We start from the raw sequence: 26066 nt of genomic DNA, 5'->3' as shown, positions 1-26066 counted from the left end.
AACGGATGAAATTTCTGCTATTGTGGCTCAAGGGTTGTGCCATGGGTACGGCCGACGTGGTGCCGGGCGTTTCGGGCGGCACCATCGCCTTTATTTCGGGTATCTACGAAGAACTCATCGAATCCATCCGCCGGGCAGACCTGACGGCTCTGCGCCTGCTCGGCCGACTGCGGTTCGGGGAATTCTGGCGCCATGTCAACGGGCGGTTTCTGCTGCCCGTTTTGCTGGGTATCGCTACGGCCGTCTTCTCGCTCGCACGGCTGATGACCTACCTGCTGACGAACCACCCGGTGGCCGTGTGGTCGTTCTTCTTCGGGCTGATTGTCGCTTCGGCGCTGCTCGTGGCCCGGCAGGTCGGGAAATGGGATTGGCGGAGCGCGGCTGCCTTGCTTGCGGGCATAGCCGTGGCGTGGTGGATTACGGTGGCTTCGCCTGCCGAGACGCCCGAGACGTGGTGGTTCATCATGCTGTCGGGGGCCATTGCCATCTGCGCCATGATTCTTCCCGGCATTTCGGGGGCGTTCATTTTGCTGCTGTTGGGCAAGTACCAGTTTATTTTGCAGGCGGTCGGCGAGCTGAATATTCCCGTGCTCGCGCTATTCCTGGCGGGTGCCGTGGCGGGCATCGTTTCGTTCTCGCATCTGCTGTCGTGGCTGCTCCGGCATTGGCACGACGTGACGGTGGCCACGTTGATGGGATTCATGATAGGCTCGCTCAACAAGGTTTGGCCGTGGAAAGAAGTGCTGGAGACCTACACCGACAGCCACGGCAAAATCCAGCCGCTGGTCGAGGCCAATGTATGGCCGGAGCGGTTCGACATGCAGGCCGTGCTGCTGTGCGTGGCGGGCTTCATGGTCATCTACGGAATCGAGCTCGCGGCCCGGGCCATCGTCCGCAAACGGGAGTAAGGCCATGCGGCGCTTCGGACTTATCGGCCGGCCGCTGGGCCATTCGGCATCGGCGGCCTACTTCACGGCGAAATTCGAGCGTGAGGGAATCGCCGACTGTGCTTTCGCCCTCTACGAACTCCCTTCCATAGATGCGCTGCCGGAACTGCTGCGGGCGCAGCCCGAGTTGGAGGGATTCAACGTTACTATCCCCTACAAGCGCGAGGTAATGCGCTATCTGGACAACCTGTCGTTCGACGCCCGGATGATCGGTGCGGTCAACTGCGTGCGCCGCGAAGCCGACGGGCGGCTGACGGGGCACAATACGGATATTGCGGGGCTGCGTGCGTCGCTCGATGAGCTGTTGGGCGACGACCTGCCCGAACAGGCGCTTGTGCTCGGCACGGGCGGCGCTTCGCAGGCGGTGCAATATGCGCTGGCCGAGCGCAATATCCCCTATGCGCTGGTTTCGCGCGACGCGGCCAAAGGCAACTGCACTTATGATAACCTGCCGTGCGAAGTCGTCGAACAGAGCCGGCTTATTGTCAACGCCACGCCCGTAGGCACCTACCCTGCTGTCGACGATGCCCCGCGCATTCCCTATGCCTATGTGACGCCGGCACACCGGCTGCTCGACCTGGTCTATAATCCGCCGCTGACGCAGTTCCTCTCCTACGGGCAGCAGCGCGGTGCCCGGGTCATGAACGGCGAACGCATGTTCCGCGTGCAGGCCGAAGCGGCTTGGGAAATCTGGAATCCGTAAATCGGATACGAAGCGAAAGCCCTGCTCGGAAGCAGGGCTTTTCTTTCAGCGGTGACGCAGCATGGCGTGCGCCTTGTCGTAGTCTTCCGAGCGGACGACCACCTGTGCGGGCATCGTGCCCACGGGATAGATCGACGACATGTATTCGTTGCGGATCGTCGACCAGATGCCTGCGCTGTCGAGCATCGACTTCGTGATTTCGGCTTCGGTAGAGGTGTTGTACTCCGCCAGTACAACCATCGTTTCGTCTTGCATAGGACTTGGGTTCGGTTGGTTGTATAAAATTAAGCATTTTGTTGATAAATTGCAAGAGCCTTGCCAAGGAATTCCGCATAAATAGCGTTATATTTGCCGTAGCGGAAAAGTTCCCTCCGGCGAACCGGCCGGCGGCGGATTTCTCCACGGTCATTTAATCGTCTGTTTCCATGTCCGAATTCGTCCATCTGCACGTCCATACCCAGTATTCGATACTCGACGGTCAGGCCAGTATTCCCAAGCTGGTCGACAAGGCGATGGCCGACGGACAGCCCGGCATCGCCGTGACCGACCACGGCAATATGTTCGGCATCAAGGAATTCTTCAACTACGTTCAGAAGCAGAATCACAAGAAGCACGACCGCATCAAGAATCTGAAGAAGGCGCTCGCCGCGCTCGAAGAGTTGCTCGGCAAGGTCCCCGACCTCCAGATTTACGTGGCCGAGCAGCGCGACACGCTGGTGCTTATGGAGCGGCGGAAGAACGATTCGCCCGAGGATGCCGAGAAGTACGCCAAGGCCAAGGCCCATGTCGACCAGCTCGACATCATGCACAAGGAGTTCGGCTACGCCCCTGCCGTCGGCCGCGAGAAAATCGCCGCGTTGGAGGCGCAGCCCGATTTCAAGCCCATCATCGGCTGCGAAGTCTACGTTGCCCGGCGGCGTTTGCAGGACAAGGAGGGCAAGCCCGACCAGAGCGGTTACCACCTCATCCTGCTTGCCAAGAACCTCAAGGGTTATCACAACCTCACCAAAATCGTCTCCAGGGCATGGACCGACGGTTTCTACATGCGTCCGCGTACCGACCGGACCGAAATCGAGAAGTACCACGAGGGGCTTATCTGCTGTTCGGCCTGCCTGGCTGGCGAGGTGCCGCGCGCCATTACGGCGGGCGACCTGGAAAAGGCCGAGGAATCCATCCGTTGGCACAAGGGCGTTTTCGGCGACGATTATTATCTGGAATTGCAGCTCCATAAGGCCACTGTCGAGCGGGCCAACCACGAGGCCTACCCCATGCAGCTGGAGGTCAACAAACAGCTGCGCGAGCTGGCCAAGAAGCACGGCGTGCGGATGGTCTGCACCAACGACGTCCATTTCGTCGACGAGGACAACGCCGAGGCGCACGACCGGTTGATCTGCCTTTCGACCGGCAAGGACCTCGACGACCCCAAGCGCATGCTTTACTCCAAGCAGGAGTGGCTGAAGACCACGGCCGAGATGGCTGCCATCTTCGGCGAGAGCGACCCCGAAGCGATGGCTACTACGGTCGACATCTGCAATCAGGTCGAATCCTACTCCATCGACCACGCCCCTATCATGCCGACTTTCGAGATTCCGGCCGAGTTCGGGACCGAGGAGGAGTACCGTGCCCGCATCACCGAGCAGGAGCTCTTCGACGAGTTCACGCGCGACGAAAACGGGCAGGTCGTCATGAGCGAGGAGGAGGGGCGCAAGAAAATCGAGAAGCTGGGCGGCTACGACAAGCTCTACCGCATCAAGTTCGAGGCCGACTACTTGGCCAAGCTCACCATGGACGGCGCCCGCAAGCGTTACGGCGAAAATCTGTCGGACGAGGTCCAGGACCGCCTGCGTTTCGAGCTGCACATCATGAAAACGATGGGTTTCCCGGGCTACTTCCTCATCGTGCAGGACTTCATCCGCGCCGCCCGCGAGGAGCTCGACGTCTCGGTGGGTCCGGGCCGTGGTTCGGCGGCCGGTTCGGCGGTGGCCTATTGCCTGGGCATCACCCAAATCGACCCCATCGCCTACGACCTGCTGTTCGAGCGCTTTCTGAATCCCGACCGTATTTCGCTGCCCGATATTGACGTGGACTTCGATGACGACGGCCGCGGCCGCGTGCTCAACTGGGTGACGCAGAAATACGGCAAGGAAAAGGTGGCCCATATCATCACCTACGGCACGATGGCCACCAAGCTGGCTATCAAGGACGTGGCGCGCGTGCAGAAATTGGTGCTCTCCGAATCGGACCGTCTCTGCAAGCTGGTGCCCGACCGGATTCCCGACAAGAAGCTCAACTTGCAGAACGCCATCGACTATGTGCCCGAGCTCAAGCAGGCCGAGCAGTCGGACAATCCCATTCTGAGCGATACGATCCGCTACGCCAAGATGCTGGAAGGCAACGTCCGCAATACGGGCGTGCACGCCTGCGGCACCATCATCTGCCGCGACGACATCACGGACTGGGTGCCCGTTGCCACGGCCGACGACAAGGAGACGGGCGAGAAGATGCTCGTGACGCAGTACGAGGGTTCGGTCATCGAGGATACCGGGCTTATCAAGATGGACTTCCTCGGGCTCAAGACCCTGTCGATCATCAAGGATGCGGTCGAGAACATCCGGCAGAACAAGGGCATCAAGGTCGATATCGACGATTTTTCGATTATCAACGACCCCGCCACTTACAAGCTCTACGGCGAGGGGCGTACCGTCGGTACGTTCCAGTTCGAGTCTGCCGGCATGCAGAAATACCTGCGCGAGTTGCAGCCCTCGACTTTCGAGGACCTCATCGCCATGAACGCCCTCTATCGGCCCGGGCCGATGGATTACATTCCCGATTTCATCGCCCGCAAGCACGGCCGCAGCCCCATCGTCTACGATATTCCCATCATGGAGAAGTATCTCAAGGATACTTACGGCGTGACGGTCTACCAGGAGCAGGTCATGCTGCTGTCGCGTCTGCTGGCCAACTTCACGCGCGGCGAATCCGACACGCTCCGCAAGGCGATGGGCAAGAAGCTCAAGGACAAGCTCGACGCGCTGAAGCCCAAGTTCATCCACGGCGGCCAGAAGAACGGCCACGACCCCAAGGTGCTCGAAAAAATCTGGGGCGACTGGGAGAAGTTCGCTTCCTACGCGTTCAACAAGTCGCACGCCACCTGCTATTCGTGGGTGGCTTACCAGACGGCCTACCTCAAGGCCAATTACCCGTCCGAATACATGGCCGCCGTCTTGAGCCGAAACCTCACGCGCGTGGACCAGCTCACCATCTACATGAACGAGTGCAAGCGCATGGGCATCAACGTCATGGGGTCGGACATCAACGAATCCATGAAGACCTTTTCGGCCAACGAGGCGGGCGACGTGCGTTTCGGGCTGGCTGCGGTCAAGGGGGTCGGCGAGGCGGCCGCCGACAGCATCATCGAGGAGCGGACCCGGAACGGCAAGTTCAAGGACATCTACGATTTCATGGAGCGTGTCAATTATGCCGTCGTCAACCGCAAGTGTCTCGAAAACCTCGCCTATGCCGGGGCTTTCGATTCGATTGCCACGTTCCACCGCGGCAAGTTCTTCGGCGCCGACCTGCGGGATTCGAGCGGCGCCACCTTCATGGAGCAGCTTATACGCTATGGGCTGCGTTACCAGGCCGAGAAGAACAACGCCCAGCAAAGCCTTTTCGGCGGAGGCGGGCAGGTCGACATCCAGCCGCCCGTCATTCCGGCCTGCGCCGATTGGAGCCAGCTGGAAACCCTCTCCAAGGAGCGCGAAATGATGGGGCTTTACCTCTCGGCCCACCCGCTCGACGACTACAAGGTCATCATCGACCACATGTGCAAGACCCAGCTTTCCGATTTGGAGAACCTCGATTCCATGCGCGGGCAGGAGATAGCCGTGGCCGGCATGGTCGTCGGCGTGCAGAACCTGATGACCAAGACCGGGAAGCCGTGGGGCAAGTTCACGCTCGAAGATTACAACGGCACGCACGAGTTCGCGCTGTTCGGCAAGGATTATGAAAACTTCCGCAAGTACCTTTTCGCCGATTACTTCCTTTTCGTGCGCGGCAAGGTGCAGCCCCGGCTCTACAACGACAAGGAGTTGGAGTTCAAGATTATTTCGATGGTCCAGTTGCAGGAGCTGCGCGATACGATGATTAAGGAGCTGAGCGTGCAGCTGCCCGTCGGCGACGTCACCCGGCAGCTGGTCGAGGAGCTGACCGCGAAGGTCCGCGAGTCGAAAGGCGACACCGTTTTCCGAATCAGCCTGTTCGACCCCGCGAACAACGTTTCCAGCCGGTTCTTCTCCAAAAGCCATAAGGTCAGCCTTTCTTCGTCGTTGATTAATTATCTGGACGAAAACAACATACGTTATTCGATTTCATAAAACACTTCAATTTCATATCACTATGGCATTAGCAATCAGCAAGGAGAATTTCCAGGAAATTCTCGCTCAGGACAAGCCCGTCGTCATCGACTTCTGGGCTGAGTGGTGCGGCCCCTGCCGCATGGTCGCCCCCATCGTCGACGAGCTCGCCGCCGAGTTCGAGGGCAAGGTACTCATCGGCAAGTGCGACGTCGAGGACAACGACGAAATCACGATGAAATACGGCGTGCGCAACATCCCCACCATCGTCTTCATCAAGGGCGGCGAGGTCGTCGACAAGCAGGTCGGTGCCGTCTCGAAAGACGTGTTGAAAGCCAAAATCGAAAATCTGCTGTAGGCGATGATTCGCTGTGTCGATTTCCACGGGTTGCAGGCCGTGGAGTTTTCCAAGGGCGATTATACGGCTTTGCTCGTCCCGTCGGTCGGCGCCAACCTCGTGCGGCTGGCCAATACCCGGTTGGGCGCTGAGATTCTGCGCACTCCCGCGGCCGACGAGGCGGAGACCTTCTTGGGCCGTCCGCAGGTCTTCGGCCTGCCGGTTCTCTTTCCGCCCAACCGCATCGAGGACGGCCGCTATACTTTCGACGGGCGTACTTACCAGTACCCGATTACCATCGAGAAGGAGCACAACTACCACCACGGCATTCTCAAAAGCCAGCCGTTCGCGGTTTCCAAGGCCGTGGAGACGGACGACGAGGTGCTGATCGAGTGCCGTTATTACTCCAATGCGGCCAACGACGCGATTTTCAGGGATTTTCCCCATGAGTTCAAGTGCAAGATCACCTATCGGCTTTCGGCTGGCGGGTTGGAGCAGGAGGTCATGCTGGCCAACCGCAGCCGCACGCCGATGCCCGTGGGGGTGGGATTCCATACCCCCATGCGCATTCCGTTCGCCGGCGGTACGGATGCCGATTACGTCATGCGGGTCGCAGTTGGCGAGCAAGTTGAACTGAGCGGGCGCAATCTTCCCACAGGCAGGAAGTTGCCTTTGTCGGAGCAGTTCGCCAAGTTGCGCGACGGAGGGTTGCAGGTGACTGGGTGCGGACCCATCGAAGCCGGGTTCACGCTCCGCGAAATCGACGTCGACGGCAAGCCGTTCCGCGGTGCGCTGGTCGAGAATCTGCGGACGGGCGTTCGCACGTTCTACGAGGTGGACGGACAGACGACTTATTGGACGGTTTGGAACAACGGCGGGCAGGTGCCTTATTGTTGTCCCGAACCGCAGTCGTGGACTACCAACGCGCCCAATGCCGCCGACCCCGCCGCGGCCGGATTCCAGGCCGTCGCTCCCGGCGACAAATGGCGCATGAAATTCCGGCTTTACGCCCGGTAGCTGCGGGAATATTTCTTGGAAAAGCGGACCGACACCCTTTGTCGTCCGCTTTTTTTGCAGCGGTTTGTCAGTCCCGGACTGCCAAAATGGCAGAAAAAGGGGCTGGCACACCCTTTGTGCTTCTTGCGCGCAGACGAACAATGCAAATAACAACGATAAAACTATGAAAAACGGAAAAATCGGAGTTACGACGGAGAACATCTTCCCCGTGATTAAGAAGTTCCTTTACTCAGACCACGAAATCTTTCTGCGCGAGCTGATTTCCAATGCGGTGGACGCCACCCAAAAGCTCAAGACCCTTTCTTCCATCGGTGAGGTGAAGGGCGAGTTGGGCGACCTCTCCGTGCGCGTCGCCGCCGACAAGGAGCATAAGACGCTCACCGTCACCGACCGCGGCATCGGCATGACGGCCGACGAGGTCGACAAGTACATCAACCAGATTGCGTTCTCGGGTGCCGAGGAGTTCATGGCCAAGTATCAGAACCAGCCCATCATCGGCCACTTCGGTCTGGGTTTCTATTCGTCGTTCATGGTCTCCGACAAGGTCGAAATCTTCACCCGCTCCTATCAGGAGGGTGCCAAGGCCGTGCATTGGAGCTGCACCGGAACGCCCGAATTCGAGATGGAGGAGCTCTCCGAGCAGCGCGACCGCGGTACGACCATCGTGCTGCACCTCTCCGAGGACGCCCTCGAATACGCCGAGCAGTCGAAAATCGACGACCTGCTGCGCAAGTATTGCCGTTTTCTGCCCGTGCCCATCGTTTCGGGCAAGGTCAAGGAGTGGAAAGACGGCAAATACGTCGACACCGACAAAGACAACGTTATCAACAACGTAGAGCCGCTCTGGACGCGCAAGCCCACCGAAATCACCGAGGAGCAATACAAGGAGTTCTACCGCGAGCTCTACCCCATGAGCGACGATCCGCTTTTCTACATCCATCTGAACATCGACTATCCGTTCCACCTGACGGGTATTCTCTATTTCCCCAAGATTCACAACAATTTCGAGATTCAGAAAAACAAGATTCAGCTCTACTCCAACCAAGTCTTCGTCACCGACCAGGTCGAAGGCATCGTGCCGGAGTATCTGACCCTGCTGCACGGCGTCATCGACTCGCCCGACATCCCGCTCAACGTGTCGCGCAGCTATCTTCAGAGCGACGCCAACGTGAAGAAGATTTCGAGCTACATCACCCGCAAGGTCGCCGACCGCTTGCAGGAACTCTTCACCACCATGCGCGCCGACTACGAGGCCAAGTGGGACGATCTGAAGATTTTCATCCAGTACGGCATCCTTACGGACGAGAAGTTCGCCGAGAAAGCCAACGATTTCATGTTGTGGAAGAATGTCGACGGCAAGTATTTCACGGCCAAGGAGTACACCGACCTCGTCAAGGAGAACCAGACCGACAAGAACAAGACGCTCATCTTCCTTTACGTGGACGACCCCGTGGAGAAGCACACGTTCCTCGAAGCGGCCAAAGGCAAGGGCTACGACGTGCTGGAGATGAACGGCCAGCTCGACAACCACTATATCAACTGGTACGAATCCAAGAACCAGGGCACCCGGTTCGTCCGTGTCGACAGCGACGTGGTCGACAAGCTCATTCAGAAAGACGAGCAACTCAAGATGGCGCTGACCGAAGCCCAGCAGGAGATTCTCACCCCGGTCTTCGAGAGCCAGATGCCCGCCGACGGGAAGATTCACTATCAGATTTCGTTCGAGCCCATGTCGCCCGACGAAGCCCCCGTGGTCATTACGCAGAACGAGTTCATGCGCCGCATGAAGGAGATGGCGCAGGTGAGCGGCGGCGGAATGAGCCAGTTCTACGGTCAGATGCCCGACAATTTCACCATCGCGGTCAATGCCAACCACCCTATCGTCATCGACATTTTGGCCGACGTGGAGAAAGCCTACGGCGACAAGCTCAAGAGCATCACCAAGAAAATCGACGCGGCTGTCGGCGAGGAAGCGCGCTTCGACGAAGTGGTCAAAGGCAAGAAGGAGGAGGAGCTTTCGGCCGAGGAGAAGTCCACGCGCGAGGAGCTTTCCAAGAAAATCGTCACCCTGCGCGACGAGCGCAACGAGCGGCTCAAGGAGATCGGCAGCAGCAATCGGCTGGTGCGGCAGATCATCGACCTTGCCTTGCTGACCAACGGCATGCTCAAGGGCAAGAGCCTTACCGATTTCATCCAGCGTTCGATTTCGTTGATCGAGAAGTAGCGCCGGATACGTCCGAATGGCAACGGGAGCGGATTTTTCCGCTCCCGTTTTTTTGTTCGTAAGTTCGGCAGGCCCGCTTATTCCTGCTTGCCGAGCACTTCGAGGAACCACTCGGGGCAGCGGCAGGGACGGCGGGTGTCGCTGTGGATGAATCCCAGCTGCGTCATGCCTGTGTTGAGCAGGTCGCCGCGTTCGTTGTAGATTTCGTAGTGGAACGTGATGCGGGCCGCGGGCAGTTCTTTCAGCATGATGCGCACCGTCAGCAGTTCGTCGTAGTAGGCCGGACGCAGGTATTTGGACTGCACTTCCAGGATGGGCATCATGATGCCGCGGCGTTCGACCTCCGCAAACGGCAGTCCCAGCGCGCGCATCCATTCGCTGCGGGCCGCTTCGTAGTAGCAGATATAGTTCGAGTGGTGGCAGATGCTCATTTGGTCGGTGTGCTTGTACCACACGCGAATCCGGCAGTCGAAAGATTTCATGATGTAGAAGATGGATTCTTAATTTTTCATTTTTAATTCTTCATTCTGCGCCCCAGCAGCCGTTCGGCTTCGGCGGTTTTGCCCTCGTCGAGCAGTCGGCGGATGACCGTGGAGCTGACATGTTGTCCGTCGAGCCGGTATTCGCCGACCCGCACTACCCGCAGCAGTCCCGACGCTTCGATTTCGTCGGCTCCGGTTCGGTCGTGGCCGAACCGATGGTTGTAGCCGGCAATCAGCGTTTCGGCGCCTGCCGCACCGCAGATGCAGCGTTCGATAAAGTCGCGTCCCGACAGCGCAGCGAATGCCCGGTCGAACGGGATGACAATCACATTGCCGACGCCCGATTGTTCCAGCAGACCTATCTTTTCTTCCAAGGTTGTCAGCAGGCGCAGTCCTTCGGCCCGGCCCAGCGCTATGCGTGGGTGCGGCTCGAAAGTCATGACAATGCTTTCGCCGCCAGCCGCCTCAGCTTCCGCTGTCAGCCGTTCGAGCAGCGCCCGGTGGCCGAGGTGCACCCCGTCGAACGAGCCTACCGTCACGGCCGCATGCCTGAAACCCGGCAGCGAACCGAATCCCTCGAAAACGCGCATCGCCTAAGGATTGGAAGCGTCGTTTTCCTTGACCAGGTAGGCCACTTTTTCCAGCAGCGTCGTGATGTCGTAGTTCTCGACCACGATTCCTTGCGGGAAGTTCAGCGGCGTGGAGGTGAAGTTCAGCACCCCCTTGATTCCGGCGTTGATGATGGGCAGCACCAGCTCCGGCGCGACTTTCGTCGGCGACGAGAGGATGACAATCGAAATGTCCTTGTCTTCGACCATCTTCTCGAAAGCGTTCATGTGGTAGCACGGAATGCCGTCGATTTTCTTGCCCACCTTTTCCGGGTCGACGTCGAATGCGGCCGTGATCTTCAGATTCAGCCCCTTGCCGTTGAAGTACTTCGTAATCGCCTGCCCGAGGTGGCCCATGCCCAGTACGGCGATGTTCATCGGCGCCGGGCTGTCGAGGATGTTGCTGATGTAGTCGATGAGCACCTGTACGTCGTAGCCCTTTTTCGTGTCGCTCGAAAAGCCTATCAGCATCAGGTCGCGGCGCACCTGCACGGCCGTGATTCCGTGGATTCCGGCCAATACGTGCGAAAAGATGTGCGTGATGCCCTGCCGGTGGCTGGTCAGCAGCGTGCGGCGGTATTCGCTCAGTCGTTCGATGGTTTTTTCGGGAATCCCGTTGGTCAAAGCTCCCATGCCTTATTCGACGGTTATGGTGAAATCCGATTGGTAGTTCACGCGCATCCAGTTGTTGTTCACGTGGTTCTGGTGTTCCTGCTCCTGCCCGAAGACGTAGGCCGTCTGAAGCGGCCGGTAGCGGCGGCCCTCCATGTCGTATTCGATGTCGCCGAACATGGCCGGGCAGAAAATCATCGCCGTGTCGAATCCCCGGTAGGAGTAGAGCGTCGGCAGCGTTCCGAACGCCCGGATGTAGGCGCCGTCGAATGCCCGCACGGCATCCGTATCGCGTTTGGCGTGGTAGGTCGTCAGGAAAATCACCCGGTCCTTGAAGAACATTGCGCGGTCGATGTTGCTGTAACGGTTCCAGCGCGCATTGCCCAGCACGGCAAAGCGGGGTACGATGCGTCCGCGGGTCGTGATGCTCGTGTCGGCCGAGGCCAGCGCCGCCAGAATCCGGTCCACGTCCACTTCGTTGTCGGCCATGATGATGAAGAGGTTGTTCTCTTCGTTGTTCAGTAATGGCGTCAGATCGGCCGGGCTGTAGTTGCGGTGCTTGGCGATGTCGTTGGGATGTTCATATTTATAGGTATGCTTCCGGTATTCGCGGTCGCCGAGCAGCGCCAGTATTTCGGCCTCGAATTCATGGTCCGTGTCGGCCGTGTATATCAGCGTGATGCGGCGGCCGTCCAGCGAATCGACTATCTTGTCGTATTTGTGCGCCGGGGCGGGTGCCAGTTGGAACAGCGCATCGCTTCCGAGGTTTTCGATGTGGGCCAGCGGCGATACCACCGGAATCCGCCGCTTTTCGGCAAAGCGGACCACCGTGTGCGTTTCCTCTTCGTAGATGGGGCCTACGATGAGGTCGGACCTGCGGAATTCTTCGCTCTTCATGAATTCCTCCACCTTTTCCTTGTCGCGGCCCGTGTTGAACAGCGTCAGGTCGACCGAATAGCCGTAGCGGGTTTTCACGCTGTCGAGCCCCAGCAGGAAGCCTTGGTAGAATTCCAAGTAGTTGGTGTTGGCTCCGGCGGTTTGCGTCGAGAGCGGCAGCAGCAGGGCCACCTTGAGCGTCTCGGAGGGTTTCAGCGCCCGGAATTCCACTTCGCCGAAAGGTTTCGACTGCTCCAGCGTGTCGGCCGGGACTGGTGTTTCGGGTTCTTCTGCCGGTGTCTCCGGCTGTGCCGGGGCCGGAGTTTCGGCGCTCGGTACCTTTATCATCGCTCCGGCTTTCAGTTCGGAGGGTTTCAGCCCGTCGTTCAGCCGCGAGAGTTCTTCTTCGCTGATGCCGTAGTGGTTCGAGAGCGAGTAGAACGTTTCGCCCTGCCGGACAATGTGGTAGGCGTCGCCCGGGGCGGCTATGCTGTTGAGCGACGAGCGGTATTCTTCCCACTGCGCGCGGCTTCCCGCTTCGTCTTCCGAGCCGATTTTCTTCTTGCGGATCAGTATCCTCTCGCCCGGCCGCAGGCGTATCGGGTCGAGCGACGGGTTGTCCTCGATGATGGTCTGTATCGGGATTTCGTATTCCCGCGAGATCCCATAGAGCGTCTCGCCCTTGGCTACGTAGTGTTTGGTGAAGGTCCGGCGGAGCTTCTTCTCCGGCATCTGTTCGGCCAGCGAGGAGACGTAGGGGATTTTGAGGTTCGTCCCCGCTTTCAGTCCTGCGGCCGTCTCCGGATTGTTTTCGACGATGACCCGTTCGCCGACCGCATAGGTTTTCGACAGGCCGTAGAGCGTCTCTCCCGCCTGCACGGTGTGGATATAGTATTTTGTGCCGTTGATGCTGACGATGATTCCGGATTTCTCCGCAGCCAGGGCGCAGAGCCCCCATACCGTCAGCAGCACGGCGACGCACAGTCGTTTCATTCCTTATTTCAGTTTATCGCGCATCCGGATTTCGGTAATGACCTTTTTGGTGTAGAGCGGGAAGTCGCCGTTCATCATCCACGCGTAGTAGCTCGGTTCCTCGCGGAAGATTTCGGCTACGGAGCGGCCTTTGTACTTGCCGAATCCGAAGACCTCCTCCCCTTTTTCGTTGTAGAGGATGCGCCCCGCATAGTCGGCCGCTTCGCCCCGGCAGGAGTAGGCCGCCAGTGCGTCCACGTCGTTTTCCAGGTCGTCGTAGCGGTCGAGCTGGGCCTTGAGCACTTCGTAGGTCGCCCGCGTGTCGGCTTCGGCCGAGTGGGCGTCTTCGAGTTCCTTGTCGCAGTAGAACTTGTAGGCCGCCACCAGCGTGCGCTGTTCCTTTTTGTGGAAGATGTTCTGCACGTCGATGAATTTGCGGCGCTTGAGGTCTACGCTGAGCCCCGCCCGCATGAACTCCTCGACCAGCAGCGGCAGGTCGAAGCGGTTGGAGTTGAATCCTCCGAAGTCGCAGCCGCGGATGAATTCTTCGAGCGACTTGGCCACCTGCGCGAATTTCGGCGCATCGGCCACGTCGGCGTCCGTTATCCCGTGCACGGCCGTCGCTTCGGCCGGTATGGGCATTCCGGGGTTGATGCGGCGGGTCCGGGTATCTTCCGTGCCGTCGGGCATGACCTTTATCATCGAGATTTCCACGATGCGGTCTTTCGAGGCGTCCACACCCGTGGTTTCGAGGTCGAAGAAGACGATCGGCCGCTTCAGGTTCAGCTTCATACGCGCCCTTATGCGTTAATCATCATCGGCATCAGCAGCATCAGCGTCGCGCTCGTCTGCTTCTCGTCGTAGACGGGTTTGAAGACGCCCGCGCGGGTCGAGTCGGCCAGTTCCACCATCACGGTCGGGGTCTCCATGTTGGAGAGGATTTCCACCATGAAGGTCGATTTGAAGCCGATGGAGATTTCCTGCCCGTCGTAGCTGCACGAAATCGTTTCGTTGGCCGATACCGAGAAGTCGATGTCCTGGGCCGTGAGCGTTATCTTGTTGGCCGCGATGTCCATGCGGATCAGGTTGGTCGTCGGGTTCGAGCAGACGGCCACGCGCTTGATGCCGTTCAGCAGTTCGATGCGGTCCACCAGCACCTTGTTGGGGTTGTTTTCCGGAATCACCGCATTGTAGTTCGGGTAGTTGCCCTCGATGAGCCGGCATACCAGCGTGTGGCTCTTGAGTTTGAACTGGGCGTTCTTCGAGTCGAAAGCCACTTCGATGGCGTCGTCTTCCTTGAGCAGTACCGATTTCAGCAGGTTCGCCGGTTTCTTCGGCAGGATGAACGAGGCGGTCTCCGCGTTCTCCATTTCCGATTCGTGTTTCACCAGTTTGTGGGCGTCGGTGCCTACGAACGTCAGCGCGCCGGGCGTCAGACTGATGAATATGCCGTTCATCACGGGGCGCAGTTCATCGTCGGCCGTCGCGAATATCGTCTTGTTGATGCCCGCCACCAGCGTGTCGACGTCCATCTTCAGTTCCTTTTTCTCCGCGCTCAGCTGCGGCACGGCAGGATAGCTCACAGCGCTGGCTCCCGGGATGGAGAGCGAGCCACTCTTCCAGTTGATTTTGATTTCCCAGTTCTGGTCGTTGACGTCGACGGTCAGCGGCATCTCCGGAAATTCCTTGAGCGAATCGAGCATCAGTTTGGCCGGGGCCGCAATCGTGCCCTCGCTCTCCACGCTCTCCACGGCTATCGAGCCTACCAGCGTCGTTTCGAGGTCCGAGGTGGTCACCTTCAGTTCGCTGCCGCTCAACTCCATCAGGAAGTAGTCGAGGATGGGCAGCGTATTTTTGTTGCTGATGACTTTTCCGGTCGTCGCCAGCAGCGAGAGCAGTGCGGAGCTTGATACTGAGAATTTCATACTTTTTTCTTTCTGTTTATTTCTGTTATGTTCTTTGCTTTTCTCTTACAGGGTCGCCAGCTTGTCCAGCGCCATGACAATCATTTTCTTCACGAACGGTTTGTAGTCCGTGCAGGCGTCCAGCGCGATGCGTTGGGCGATAATCGTGCAGATCGTCGCCGCACGGTGGCCCATCAGCGCCGCCAGGCCCGCCAGCGCCGAGCCTTCCATCTCGAAGTTGGTGATGCGTCGGCCGCCGAAGTCGAACGATTCGATTTTTTCGTTCAGATGCGCGTCGTGCGGTTCGAGCCGCACCCAGCGGCCTTGCGGGGCGTAGAAGCCCGGCGCCGCGATGGTCATGCCCTCCGTCGTCGCATCCTTGAAATGCTCGAAAAGGGTCTTGTCCGCATTCACGAAATAGGGGCGCGGCATCTTCTCGTACCAGCCCGTGTGCTTCACGAACGCTTCTTCCAGTTCCAGCTCGCAGACGGCGTCGCGGCCTTTGTAGTAGCTCAGCAGTCCGTCGAAGCCCACCGACGTGCGCGAGAACAGGAAGTCGCCTACCTTGATGTCGGGTTGGATGGCGCCCGAGGTTCCCAGGCGCACCAGCGTGAGCTGCCGTTTCTCGGCCTTTTCCTGCCGGGTTGCGAAATCCACGTTGGCCAGCGCGTCCAGCTCCGTCACCGAAATGTCGATGTTGCCGATGCCGATGCCCGTCGAAAGCACCGTCATGCGCCGGCCCTTGTAGGTTCCGGTCACGGTGTTGAATTCGCGGTTCGAGACGCGGCATTCCACGTTCTCGAAATGTTCGGCCACCAGGGCCACACGGCCCGGGTCGCCCACGAGAATCACCGTGTCGGCCAGTTGCTCGGGACGCAGATGCAGATGGAAAATGGAGCCGTCTTCGTTGATAATCAATTCGGAAGCGGGAATAGTACGCATGGTCGTCTGATTTTTGATTTTCATAATTGGCATAAAAGTAATATATTTACATCGAATTACAAAACTTCGGGCGAAAATTTCGTCGTCCCCGAAGTCCGGTTTACCTTTAATTGCAGCATACTTTCCATGACGCTCATCAAATCCATTTCGGGCATCCGCGGCACCATCGGGGGGCCTGCGGGCGACAACCTGACGCCGCCCGACGTCATCAAGTTCACTACGGCCTACGCCCGGCTCATCGCCGAGCGCAATCCGGGCAAAAAACTTACCATAGTCGTGGGGCGCGACGCCCGGCTGTCGGGCGAGCTGGTCGGCGACCTGGTCGAGGGCACCCTGCTGGCCTGCGGCGCCGACGTCATCAACGTCGGGCTGTGTACCACGCCCGGCACCGAAATGGCCGTCATCACTAAAAAGGCCGACGGCGGCATCATCATTACAGCGTCGCACAATCCCCGCCAGTGGAACGCCCTCAAGCTGCTCAACGCCGAGGGCGAGTTCCTTTCCGATGCCGAGGGCAAACGGGTGCTGGCCATGGCCGAGGAGTGCGGTTTCGACTACCCCGCCATCGACGCCATCGGTCATGTCATCTCTCGCGAGGATTTCAACGGCGAGCATATCCGCCGCGTGCTGGCGCTGCCCCTGGTCGACGCCGAGGCCGTGCGCAAACGGCATTTCAAGGTGGTGGTCGATGCGGTCAATTCGGTCGGCGGCATCGTCATGCCCCAATTGTTGCGCGAACTGGGCTGCGAGGTCGTCGAGCTCAACTGCGAGCCTTCGGGCGAGTTCGCCCACAATCCCGAGCCGCTGCCCGAGAACCTTACGGCCATCGCCGAAGCCATCGTGCGCGAAAAGGCCGACCTGGGTATCGTCGTCGACCCCGACGTCGACCGGCTGGCGTTCGTCAGCGAGGACGGTTCGATGTTCGTCGAAGAATATACGTTGGTCGCCGTGGCCGATTACGTCCTTTCGCGCAAGGCGGGCAATACGGTTTCCAACCTTTCGTCGTCGCGGGCTCTGCGCGACGTGACGCAGCGTTACGGCGGCAGTTACTTCGCGTCGGCCGTCGGCGAGGTCAATGTGGTCGCCAAGATGAAGGAGGTCGGCGCCGTCATCGGCGGCGAGGGCAACGGCGGGGTCATCTATCCCGAGCTCCATTACGGCCGCGACGCGCTGGTGGGCACGGCTTTGTTCCTCACGTGGCTCGCGTCCAAGAACATGAAGATGACCGAGTTGCGGGCCACTTACCCGGCCTATTTCGCGTCCAAGAACAAAATCTCGCTCACTCCGGCCATCGACGTAGATAAAGTCCTGCGTGAAGTAAAGGCTAAATATGCCCATGAAAACGTGAATGATACGGACGGTGTTAAAATCGACTTCGCCGAAAATTGGGTCCACCTCCGCAAGTCCAACACCGAGCCCATCATCCGCATCTACACCGAGGCCCGGACGATGGCCGAAGCCGATGCGCTGGCCCAGCGTTTCATCAGCGAAATCAAAACCATATGCAACTTGTAGACATGGATAAAGTAAAGCATTATATAGACGCCAATAAGGAGCGTTTCATCAGCGAGTTGTTCGACTTGCTGCGTATCCCGTCGGTCAGCGCGCAGTCCGAGCACAAGCCCGACATGCAGCGTTGCGCCGAGTGGCTCGCCGCGGCTTTGGTCAAGGCGGGTGCCGACCGGGCCGAAGTGATGCCTACCGACGGCAATCCGGTGGTGTACGCCGAGAAAATCATTGACCCCAAGGCCAAAACCGTTCTGGTCTACGGCCACTACGACGTCATGCCCGTCGACCCGCGTGCCGAGTGGCGGACCGACCCGTTCGAGCCCGTCATCGAGAACGGCCGCATTCGGGCCCGCGGCGCCGACGACGACAAGGGGCAGCTGTGGATGCACGCCAAGGCGTTCGAGGCCATGTGCGCCACCGATTCGCTTCCCTGCAACGTCAAGTTCATGCTGGAGGGCGAGGAGGAGATCGGGTCGGCCAGCCTTTACGGTTTCTGCCGCCGCAATAAAAAGTTGTTGAAAGCCGACGTCATTCTGGTGTCGGATACCTCCATGCTCTCCATGTCCACTCCCTCCATTACCTGCGGGTTGCGCGGGTTGACTTACATGGAGGTTGAAGTGACCGGGCCCGACAAGGACCTCCATTCGGGGCTCTTCGGAGGTGCCGTCGCCAACCCCGCCAACGTGCTGGCCCGGCTCGTCGCCGGTCTTATCGACGAGAACGGCCGCGTGACGGTTCCGGGCTTCTACGACGATGTCTGCGAGCTCACGCCCGCTGAGCGCCGGGCTTTCAACAAGGCGCCTTTCAGCCTGTCCGCCTACAAGCGTTCGCTCAGTATCGGCGACGTCGAGGGCGAAGCCGGGTTCACCACCCTCGAACGCACCGGAATCCGTCCGTCGCTCGACGTCAACGGCATTTGGGGCGGTTATACCGGCGAGGGAACCAAGACGGTGATTCCCTCGAAAGCCTCGGCCAAGATTTCGATGCGGCTGGTCCCGAACCAGGATTTCCGGAAGATAGGCAAACTCTTCGAGGCCCATTTCCGCCGCGTCGCGCCCAAGAGCGTCAAAGTCTCCGTCAGGTTCCTGCACGGCGGCATGCCCTACGTGGCGCCTACCGACATGCCCGCTTACAAGGCTGCCGAGCGCGCCGTCGCCGATACTTTCGGCTGCAAGCCCCTGCCTTTCTATTCGGGCGGGTCGATTCCCATCATCAGCGGATTCGAGGAGATTCTGGGTATTAAGTCGTTGCTGCTGGGCTTCGGGTTGGCCGAGGACGCCATCCATTCGCCCAACGAGAGTTTCGGGCTCGACCAGTTCCACAAGGGCGTCGAGACTATTCCTCTGTTTTATAAGTATTTCGCGCAATAGCCGCTGGGGCCCGGATTCAAATCCGGGCCTTTTTGCAGGGCGATTCGGATTTTTTTCTTAATTTAGCACCCCTAAAAACAAGACCCATCATGTGCGGAATAGTCGGTTATGTCGGCGGGCGCGACGCCTGCCCCATCCTTATCAAGGGCCTGCACAGGCTCGAATATCGCGGTTACGACAGTGCGGGCGTCGCGTTGGTCGGGGCCGGCGGCGGGCTCAACGTCTACAAATGCAAGGGCAAGGTCGCCGATCTGGAGCATTTCCTCGACGGCAAGGACCTCTTCGGTCATATCGGTATCGCCCATACGCGTTGGGCGACGCACGGCGTGCCCAACGACGTCAATGCCCACCCCCATTACTCCGAATCCGAGGACATCGCCTTGATTCATAACGGCATCATCGAGAATTACCGCGTGCTCAAGGACGCCCTCGTCGAGAACGGCTATACTTTCCGCAGCAGCACCGATTCGGAAGTGCTCGTCAATCTGATCGAGTACGTCCGCAAGACCAACAGCTGTTCGCTCCTCGAAGCCGTGCAGCAGGCTTTGAAGCAGGTCGTCGGGGCTTACGCCATCGCCATCATCGAGAAGAACAACCCCGACGAAATCATCGCCGCGCGCCAGAGCAGCCCGATGGTCGTGGGTATCGGTCAGGAGGAGTATTTCCTCAGTTCCGACGCCACTTCCATCATCGAGTATACCGAAGATTTCGTCTACATCAACGACGGCGAGGTCGCGGTCATCAACCGCCATAAGCCTTTGAAGGTCGTCACCCTCGACAACCGGGAGAGCAACATCGACATCAAGAAGCTCCAGCTGTCGATTTCCCAGCTCGAAAAGGGCGGGTATCCCCACTTCATGCTCAAGGAGATTTACGAGCAGCCCGGTACGTTGGTCGACTGCATCCGCGGCCGTATCAACGCCGAGACCTACGAGGTCAAGCTCTCGGGCGTCATCGACCACCGCGACAAGTTCGTCGCCGCCCGCCGCATCATCTTCGTCGCGTGCGGTACTTCGTGGCATGCGTCGCTCATCGGCGAGCATCTGATCGAATCCATCTGCCGCATCCCCGTCGAGGTCGAGTACGCCTCGGAGTTCCGTTACCGCAACCCCATCATCCGCGAGGACGACATCGTCATCGCCGTCTCGCAGTCGGGCGAGACGGCCGATACCTTGGCCGCCGTCGAGCTGGCCCGCAAGGCCGGGGCTTTCGTCTTCGGCATTTGCAACGTCGTCGGTTCGTCCATCGCCCGCGCCACCGATTCGGGGGCTTACATCCATGTCGGACCCGAAATCGGCGTCGCTTCGACCAAGGCGTTCACCGGGCAGGTCACCGTCATGGCCATGCTCGCGCTCGCCATCGGCCGCGAGAAAGGCACCGTCTCCGACGATTACTACCGCGAGGTCTCCAAGGCTTTGCTGGAGTTGCCGCAGACGCTCGAAGAGGTGTTGAAGGTCGGCGACCAAATCAAGGATTTGGCCAAGATTTTCACCTATGCCCACAATTTCATCTACCTCGGCCGCGGTTACAATTACCCCACGGCGTTGGAGGGGGCTTTGAAGCTCAAGGAGATTTCCTACATCCATGCCGAGGGTTACCCCGCCGCCGAGATGAAGCACGGGCCCATCGCGCTCATCGACGCCGAGATGCCGACCGTCGCCATCGCCACCCCCGACCATACGTACGAGAAGACCGCTTCCAACATCGAGGAGGTCCGGGCCCGCGGCGGCAAGATCATCGCCGTCATGGCGCGCGGCGACGAGCAGGTGCGGCGTTCGGCCGATTATTGCATTGAGGTGCCTGTCATCACCGAGTGCCTCATGCCTATCGTCGTGTCGATTCCCTTGCAGCTCATGGCTTATTACATCGCCGTCTACAAGGGGCGCAACGTCGACCAGCCGCGCAACCTCGCCAAGTCCGTCACGGTCGAGTAGGAAATGTCATTCTGAAGAATCTGGAACAAAAAATAAAGGCGCCGACTTCTCGTGAGGTCGGCGCCTTTATCTTACATCATTTCTTCGTAGGCGTATTGCACGGCCCGGTTGATGATTTCGATGAAGCCATGCGTCTTCCGGAATTCCTGGACCGCCCGTTCCACGAAATCTTCGGCATACAGAAAACTCTCGTCTATCGGTTTCTCTACGCACCAGTCCTTGTGCTTCAGCAGCTCTGCGTGTTCGCAGTCGGCCGGAAATCCCGTCGGTACGCGTTTGAGTTTGTTGTCTGTGTTGAGCCGGAATCCTTTGGCCGCGTCGATGGCTTTTTGCAGTTCCGTTCCGTTGTCAAGAATTTCTTCGCGCACCGAGCGCAGCAGCAGCGGTTCGGGGCAGTAGATGCCCGAAATCAGCATGTGCTCGCCTATCATCCGGTCGCCTTTCGGGGCTATGTGCAGGTAGTAGCCCGCATAGCCCGATTTCTTGCCTTTCGGCGCCACGAAGATTCCCAGCCAGTTCTTGTAGGGGCTTTTGTCGTTCGAGAACCGCGTGTCGCGCGCTATGCGGTAGGTGCAGTCCTGCACCCGCAGTCCCCGTACCGTGGGGTCGAACGCCGCGATTCCCTCGATCAGTTCTTCGGTCAGCTTCGCTGCCAGCGCCTTCACATGCGTCCATTCGCTGCGGTGCGCGTCGAACCATTCGCGGGTGTTGTTTTCGTCCAAACGGCGGAAGAAGCCCACGATTTCTTCCATGTCGGCCGGGCGGATTACCATGCGAAAAGCGGATATTCGGCCATCAGCGCGTTCACGTCGCGGCGTACCGATGCAATGTTCTCCTCGTTTTCGGGGTCGTGCAGCACCCGGTCTATCAGTTCCACGATGCAGTCCATCTTGTCTTCTTTCAGACCGCGGGTCGTGATGGCCGGGGTCCCGAAGCGCAGGCCCGACGTCTGGAACGGCGAGCGGCTGTCGAACGGCACCATGTTCTTGTTGGTCGTAATGTCGGCCGCCACCAGGCATTTTTCGGCCAGCTTGCCCGTCAGGTCGGGGAACTTCGTCCGCAGGTCCACCAGCATCAGGTGGTTGTCCGTGCCGTCCGATACGATTTTGTAGCCGCGTTTCGCAAAGGCGTCGGCCATTGCACGGGCGTTTTTCTGCACTTGGCGCTGGTATTCCTTGTAGCTCGGGTCGAGCGCTTCGCCGAACGCCACCGCCTTAGCTGCGATGACATGTTCCAGCGGCCCGCCCTGGATGCCCGGGAATACGGCCGAGTTGAGTATCTGCGACATCATCTTCACCGCGCCTTTCGGGGTGGTCTGTCCCCACGGGTTCTCGAAGTCCTTGCCCATCAGGATGATACCTCCGCGCGGTCCGCGCAGGGTCTTGTGGGTCGTCGAGGTCACGATATGCGCATGTTTCACCGGGTTTTCCAGCAGCCCCGCCGCAATCAGTCCGGCCGTGTGGGCCATGTCGACCAGCAGCAGCGCGCCCACCTTGTCAGCGATTGCGCGCATCCGGGCGTAGTCCCATTCGCGCGAGTAGGCCGAGGCCCCGCCCACAATCAGCTTGGGCTTGCACTCCAGCGCCAGCCGTTCCATCGCGTCGTAGTCGATGCGTCCCGTCGCTTCGTCCAGCTTGTACCCTACGGCCTTGAAATATTTGCCCGACATGTTTACCGGCGAGCCGTGCGAAAGGTGTCCGCCGTGGGCCAGGTCGAGCCCCATGAACGTGTCGCCCGGTTGCAGGCACGCGAAGAATACCGCCATGTTGGCCTGCGCGCCCGAATGGGGCTGCACGTTGGCATACTCGGCACCGTAGAGACGGCAGATGCGTTCGATGGCGAGGTTTTCGACTTGGTCGACCACTTCGCAGCCGCCGTAGTAGCGGGCTGCCGGATAGCCCTCGGCGTACTTGTTGGTCAGCACCGAGCCCATGGCTTCCATCACCTGGTCGCTCACGAAGTTTTCCGAGGCGATCAGTTCGATGCCGTGCATCTGACGGCTGCGTTCGGCACCGATCAGATCGAAAATCCGGGAATCTCTTTCCATAAGTTTTTTGCGGGGTTTTTGTTGGTTCTTCTTTCGATGGGTAAAGATAAGTCATTTTCGCCGAAATTCAAGAGTTTCCGGCCGTGTTTCAAATATTTTTCGTATCTTCGCGGCGCAACAGGCAAAACGATTCAACATAAAATATTTGAAGACTATGAAATTACTCGAAGGAAAAGTGGCTGTCGTGACGGGTGCCGCACGCGGCATCGGCAAGGCCATCGCGCTGCAGTTCGCCGCCGAGGGGGCCGACGTGGCTTTCACCGACCTGAACATCGACGAGAACGGCAAGGCTACCGAGGCCGAAATCGCCGCTTTGGGCGTCAAGGCCAAGGGTTACGCATCGAACGCCGCCAATTTTGAGGATACGCACAAGGTCATCGACGAAATCGTCAAGGATTTCGGCCGTATCGACATTCTCGTCAACAACGCCGGTATCACCAAGGACGGTTTGATGATGCGCATGTCCGAGGCTCAGTGGGACGCCGTGCTGACGGTCAACCTCAAGTCCGCGTTCAACTTCATCCACGCCGTCACGCCTATCATGGCACGTCAGAAGAGCGGTTCGATCATCAACATGTCGTCCGTCGTCGGCGTCAGCGGCAACGCCGGCCAGTGCAATTACTCCGCTTCCAAGGCCGGTATGATCGGTCTGGCCAAGTCCATTGCCAAGGAGATGGGTCCCCGCGGTATCCGCGCCAACGCCATCGCTCCCGGTTTCATCATCACCGACATGACCGATAAGCTGCCCGACGAGGTCAAGGAGGGTTGGTACCAGCAGATTCCCCTGCGTCGCGGCGGTACGCCCGAGGACGTCGCCAAGGTCGCTTTGTTCCTCGCTTCCGACCTCTCGTCGTACGTCTCCGGCCAGGTCATCCACTGCTGTGGCGCTATGAATTGTTAAGGAGCGGTACGAGCAAAGAGAAGCGACAGAAAAGAAGCCCCAAGGCTTTGCTCGAAACAAAAATGCCTGCCAAGTTTCGACTTGAGCAGGTATTTTTTGTGTAGAGCAGTATCCCGCAGGGATTTTCTGTCGCAGATGTTTTGCCGCCGCGACGCAGACAATCACGGAGTGCAGCGACGTAATTGTTTCTCCCCTGCCTGCCAAGTTTCGGTAGAATTGCACTATCTTTGCATTATCTAATCGTCTTTCCCATGAAACGTCTCTTGTCCATCCCGTTCTTCGTGTTGAGCCTGTCGGTGGCCCCGGCGCAGGAGGTCGTCTGGCTCCCGTCGCCCGACGCCAAGACGCTCGCCATGGGCGGTGTCGCCATGACTGCCCTTTCGGGTTCCCACCCCATTTACAGCAATCCCGCCATGGCTGCTTTTTCGCTCATGCCGTCGCAGGTTTCGTCTTCTTATTACGGGCAGGGCAAGTCCAATTATTACGCCGTTACGGGTTATTGGCGTTTCGACAATTTCAACCTCACCCAAATCGGTTGGCGGCAGTTCTTCCGCGAGCACGGCGGTAACGACATGGCCGTCGATTTGGGTTATTCGCGCCGTATCGGCGACCGTTGGGCCGTCGGCGGCGTCACCCGTTACATGCACTTCAAGCGCTCCGAGGGTTCGGGCGATGCCTTGGCGGTCGATTTGAGCGTGGGTTGGATGAAGCCCTTGAACAGCGTCGGCGACTTCTCCACTTTGCGCGTCGGCGCCAAGCTCGGTAATCTGGGCGGTTATTTCCAAAAGAGCGATTATTCGCTCCCCATCAGCCTCACGGCCGGCGTCGCGTTGGATACGTTCCTTTCCGACGCCCACGAACTGACCGTCGGTGCCGATTTCGGTTATTGTTTTTCGCCTTCGCCCGTGCGCGGGTGCCAGGTGTCGGTCGGCGCCGAGTACAACCTCATGCAGCTCGTGCAGTTCCGGGCCGGATACCATTACGGCGAGCGGCGGGATTACTACCCCTCCTATGCCAGCGTCGGCGCCGGGCTCCGCATCCTCCACCTGCGGCTCGACTTCGCCTACCTTTTCGCCCCAAAGAACACCTTGTTGCGCAATACTTACAGCATCAGTTTCGGGCTCGATTTTTAGGGTCCGCCCGATATTCGCCTAAAGAGGGACGTTAGATGCGTCCCTCTTTTTTCAGTGTTTCCAGCAGTCCTTCGCAACCGTCTTCCAGCAGGTCCAGCACCAGCTCGAAACCTTCGTGCCCTTCGTAATACGGGTCGGGTACATGGCTCCGGTCCGGGTGTTTCCGGAAGAATTCGCGCATGCGGTCAATCCGTTCCGCCGCTTCGCGCGACGGCGCCAGCCGATGGACATCTTCGTAGTTCATGTCGTCCATGACTACGATGCGGTCGAATTCCGCGAAGTCTTCTTCCTCTATCTTCCGCGAGCGGTGCGTAAGTCCAAGTCCCCGTTTCGCCGCCGCGCTCCGCATCCGCGGGTCGGGCAGTTCGCCGCGATGGCCTCCGTAGGTGCCTGCCGAGTCGATTTCGAGCCGTTCCGACAGCCCCTGCGTTTCCGCAAGGCGCCGCATGACGCCTTCGGCGGCCGGCGAGCGGCAGATGTTGCCCAGGCAGACGAAAAGTATTTTGTATTTTTCCGGCATGGTCGGTTGTTTTCCGCGAAGATAGGCAATCTTTTTGTAAATGGCAATGAAGACGTTCCGAACAATATTGTCGCCTGCGGGGAGTTATACATTGGGGGAAATGTCGTACCTTTGTCCCGCATCCGCAAGTGCAGATTATAACGTGAAAGCCATGAAATTGAAACGTATCGCGATGCTGGTCGTCCTGCTTCTGAGTTCCGCGCCGTTCGCCGGTTCGCAGGAGATACGCCGCAGGGTGCCGAACGTCGAGGTGCTCGACCTCGACGGCAATCCGGCCATGTTGCCCCAGTGGGGCAAAAAGAACCTCCTGATATTCTACGTCGATCCCGACCGTCATAAGCAGAACGAGGATTTCACCATCGAAATGGAGCAGAACCACAGTGTCGCCGGCGACAACCTCTACGGTTTCGGCGTCATGAACCTCAAGGACGCTCCCATGATTCCCAACGGCATGGCTCGCAGCATGGCTAAGAAGCGCACCGCCAAGAACGGCGCCGTCGTGCTCGCCGACCAGGACCGCACGCTCAGTACCGCCTGGGGTTTGGGCGATTGCAACAACCAGTTCGTGCTGATGATCGTTTCCAAGGAGGGCGAGTTGGTTTTCATCCGCAAGGGGGTGCTTTCCGAGGCGGACAAGGAGGCTTTCTACAAGGCCGTCGAGCCTTACAGATAAATC

At 59.1% G+C, this 26066-nt stretch carries 23 protein-coding genes; 12 read left to right on the top strand and 11 right to left on the bottom strand.

Annotated features, from left to right (window positions below; genetic code table 11):
• Positions 1-5: 5 nt before the first annotated feature.
• Both QVG21_RS02995 and QVG21_RS02990 read left to right on the top strand, forming a co-directional pair.
• Entirely contained in the window at positions 6-908 is a 903-nt protein-coding gene (locus QVG21_RS02995) for a DUF368 domain-containing protein (protein ID WP_287922117.1), read from the top strand.
• A 4-nt stretch (positions 909-912) separates the two neighbouring features.
• On the top strand, positions 913-1650 hold the full coding sequence (locus tag QVG21_RS02990; protein WP_287922115.1) for a shikimate dehydrogenase family protein: 738 nt from the start codon (positions 913-915) through the stop codon (positions 1648-1650).
• Between the two features lie 45 nt (positions 1651-1695).
• Here the strand turns inward: QVG21_RS02990 and QVG21_RS02985 are convergent, their stop codons facing one another.
• Positions 1696-1905: a putative signal transducing protein gene (locus tag QVG21_RS02985; protein ID WP_251213704.1), complete on the bottom strand. Its 210-nt coding sequence runs from the start codon at positions 1903-1905 to the stop codon at positions 1696-1698.
• 170 nt (positions 1906-2075) lie between these two features.
• Here QVG21_RS02985 and dnaE point away from each other — a divergent pair, with 170 nt between their 5' ends.
• The 4 genes from dnaE to htpG all read left to right on the top strand — a co-directional run bounded on the left by dnaE (position 2076) and on the right by htpG (position 9580).
• On the top strand, positions 2076-6023 hold the full coding sequence (gene dnaE / locus QVG21_RS02980; protein WP_287922113.1) for a DNA polymerase III subunit alpha: 3948 nt from the start codon (positions 2076-2078) through the stop codon (positions 6021-6023).
• 16 nt (positions 6024-6039) lie between these two features.
• Positions 6040-6360, top strand: coding sequence for a thioredoxin (gene trxA / locus QVG21_RS02975; protein WP_289181939.1), 321 nt, complete (start codon positions 6040-6042; stop codon positions 6358-6360).
• 3 nt (positions 6361-6363) lie between these two features.
• Positions 6364-7356 carry an aldose 1-epimerase gene (locus QVG21_RS02970; RefSeq protein ID WP_287922111.1) on the top strand — a complete coding sequence of 331 codons (993 nt, stop codon included), beginning with the start codon at positions 6364-6366 and terminating at the stop codon, positions 7354-7356.
• Between the two features lie 163 nt (positions 7357-7519).
• Positions 7520-9580, top strand: coding sequence for a molecular chaperone HtpG (gene htpG, locus QVG21_RS02965; protein WP_287922108.1), 2061 nt, complete (start codon positions 7520-7522; stop codon positions 9578-9580).
• A gap of 77 nt (positions 9581-9657) precedes the next feature.
• Here htpG and QVG21_RS02960 read toward each other — a convergent pair whose 3' ends face one another.
• The 7 genes from QVG21_RS02960 to QVG21_RS02930 are packed head-to-tail and all read right to left on the bottom strand — an operon-like array spanning position 9658 to position 15976.
• Positions 9658-10062, bottom strand: a complete 405-nt coding sequence (locus tag QVG21_RS02960) for an acyl-CoA thioesterase (protein WP_251213709.1) — start codon at positions 10060-10062, stop codon at positions 9658-9660.
• A gap of 32 nt (positions 10063-10094) precedes the next feature.
• Positions 10095-10652 carry an adenylyltransferase/cytidyltransferase family protein gene (locus tag QVG21_RS02955; RefSeq protein ID WP_287922103.1) on the bottom strand — a complete coding sequence of 186 codons (558 nt, stop codon included), beginning with the start codon at positions 10650-10652 and terminating at the stop codon, positions 10095-10097.
• A 3-nt stretch (positions 10653-10655) separates the two neighbouring features.
• Entirely contained in the window at positions 10656-11303 is a 648-nt protein-coding gene (locus QVG21_RS02950; protein ID WP_251213711.1) for a redox-sensing transcriptional repressor Rex, read from the bottom strand.
• A 3-nt stretch (positions 11304-11306) separates the two neighbouring features.
• Positions 11307-13151 (bottom strand): LysM peptidoglycan-binding domain-containing protein, encoded by a 1845-nt coding sequence (locus QVG21_RS02945; protein WP_287922100.1) that lies wholly within the window; start codon positions 13149-13151, stop codon positions 11307-11309.
• 3 nt (positions 13152-13154) lie between these two features.
• Positions 13155-13922, bottom strand: coding sequence for a 3'-5' exonuclease (locus tag QVG21_RS02940; RefSeq protein ID WP_251213713.1), 768 nt, complete (start codon positions 13920-13922; stop codon positions 13155-13157).
• Positions 13923-13930: 8 nt separating this feature from the next.
• Entirely contained in the window at positions 13931-15055 is a 1125-nt protein-coding gene (gene dnaN / locus QVG21_RS02935) for a DNA polymerase III subunit beta (protein WP_251213714.1), read from the bottom strand.
• A gap of 45 nt (positions 15056-15100) precedes the next feature.
• A complete protein-coding gene (locus tag QVG21_RS02930; protein ID WP_287922162.1) occupies positions 15101-15976 on the bottom strand; it encodes a nucleoside phosphorylase in 876 nt (291 codons plus the stop codon).
• Positions 15977-16102: 126 nt separating this feature from the next.
• On the opposite strand from QVG21_RS02930, the gene glmM reads away from it, so the two are divergent.
• From glmM to glmS, 3 genes are all read left to right on the top strand, one after another.
• Positions 16103-17491, top strand: coding sequence for a phosphoglucosamine mutase (gene glmM, locus QVG21_RS02925; RefSeq protein ID WP_287922094.1), 1389 nt, complete (start codon positions 16103-16105; stop codon positions 17489-17491).
• A gap of 2 nt (positions 17492-17493) precedes the next feature.
• Positions 17494-18855 (top strand): dipeptidase, encoded by a 1362-nt coding sequence (locus QVG21_RS02920; protein WP_287922091.1) that lies wholly within the window; start codon positions 17494-17496, stop codon positions 18853-18855.
• 89 nt (positions 18856-18944) lie between these two features.
• Positions 18945-20789 (top strand): glutamine--fructose-6-phosphate transaminase (isomerizing), encoded by a 1845-nt coding sequence (gene glmS, locus QVG21_RS02915; RefSeq protein WP_287922089.1) that lies wholly within the window; start codon positions 18945-18947, stop codon positions 20787-20789.
• Between the two features lie 71 nt (positions 20790-20860).
• Here the strand turns inward: glmS and QVG21_RS02910 are convergent, their stop codons facing one another.
• Entirely contained in the window at positions 20861-21562 is a 702-nt protein-coding gene (locus QVG21_RS02910) for a DUF2461 domain-containing protein (protein WP_251213718.1), read from the bottom strand.
• The gene (gene glyA / locus QVG21_RS02905; RefSeq protein WP_287922087.1) at positions 21556-22836 is read right to left on the bottom strand and encodes a serine hydroxymethyltransferase; all 1281 of its coding nucleotides are present in this window, start codon (positions 22834-22836) and stop codon (positions 21556-21558) included. The genes QVG21_RS02910 and glyA overlap by 7 nt, the downstream gene beginning before the upstream one ends.
• A gap of 154 nt (positions 22837-22990) precedes the next feature.
• Here glyA and fabG point away from each other — a divergent pair, with 154 nt between their 5' ends.
• Together fabG and QVG21_RS02895 are read left to right on the top strand one after the other, a co-directional pair.
• Positions 22991-23737, top strand: coding sequence for a 3-oxoacyl-[acyl-carrier-protein] reductase (gene fabG / locus QVG21_RS02900; RefSeq protein WP_287922084.1), 747 nt, complete (start codon positions 22991-22993; stop codon positions 23735-23737).
• Between the two features lie 251 nt (positions 23738-23988).
• Positions 23989-24870, top strand: coding sequence for a PorV/PorQ family protein (locus QVG21_RS02895; RefSeq protein ID WP_287922081.1), 882 nt, complete (start codon positions 23989-23991; stop codon positions 24868-24870).
• Between the two features lie 31 nt (positions 24871-24901).
• Here the strand turns inward: QVG21_RS02895 and QVG21_RS02890 are convergent, their stop codons facing one another.
• A complete protein-coding gene (locus QVG21_RS02890; protein ID WP_287922078.1) occupies positions 24902-25390 on the bottom strand; it encodes a low molecular weight protein-tyrosine-phosphatase in 489 nt (162 codons plus the stop codon).
• Positions 25391-25541: 151 nt separating this feature from the next.
• Here QVG21_RS02890 and QVG21_RS02885 point away from each other — a divergent pair, with 151 nt between their 5' ends.
• A complete protein-coding gene (locus QVG21_RS02885; protein WP_287922075.1) occupies positions 25542-26063 on the top strand; it encodes a hypothetical protein in 522 nt (173 codons plus the stop codon).
• The last annotated feature ends 3 nt before the right edge of the window (positions 26064-26066 follow it).

The organism is Alistipes sp. UBA6068 (assembly GCF_949428155.1).
In the GTDB taxonomy this organism is placed as follows: Bacteria; Bacteroidota; Bacteroidia; order Bacteroidales; family Rikenellaceae; genus Alistipes; species Alistipes muris.
The sequence above is the reverse complement of the archived record's forward strand: the minus strand, read 5'-3'. Positions and strand labels throughout refer to the sequence as shown.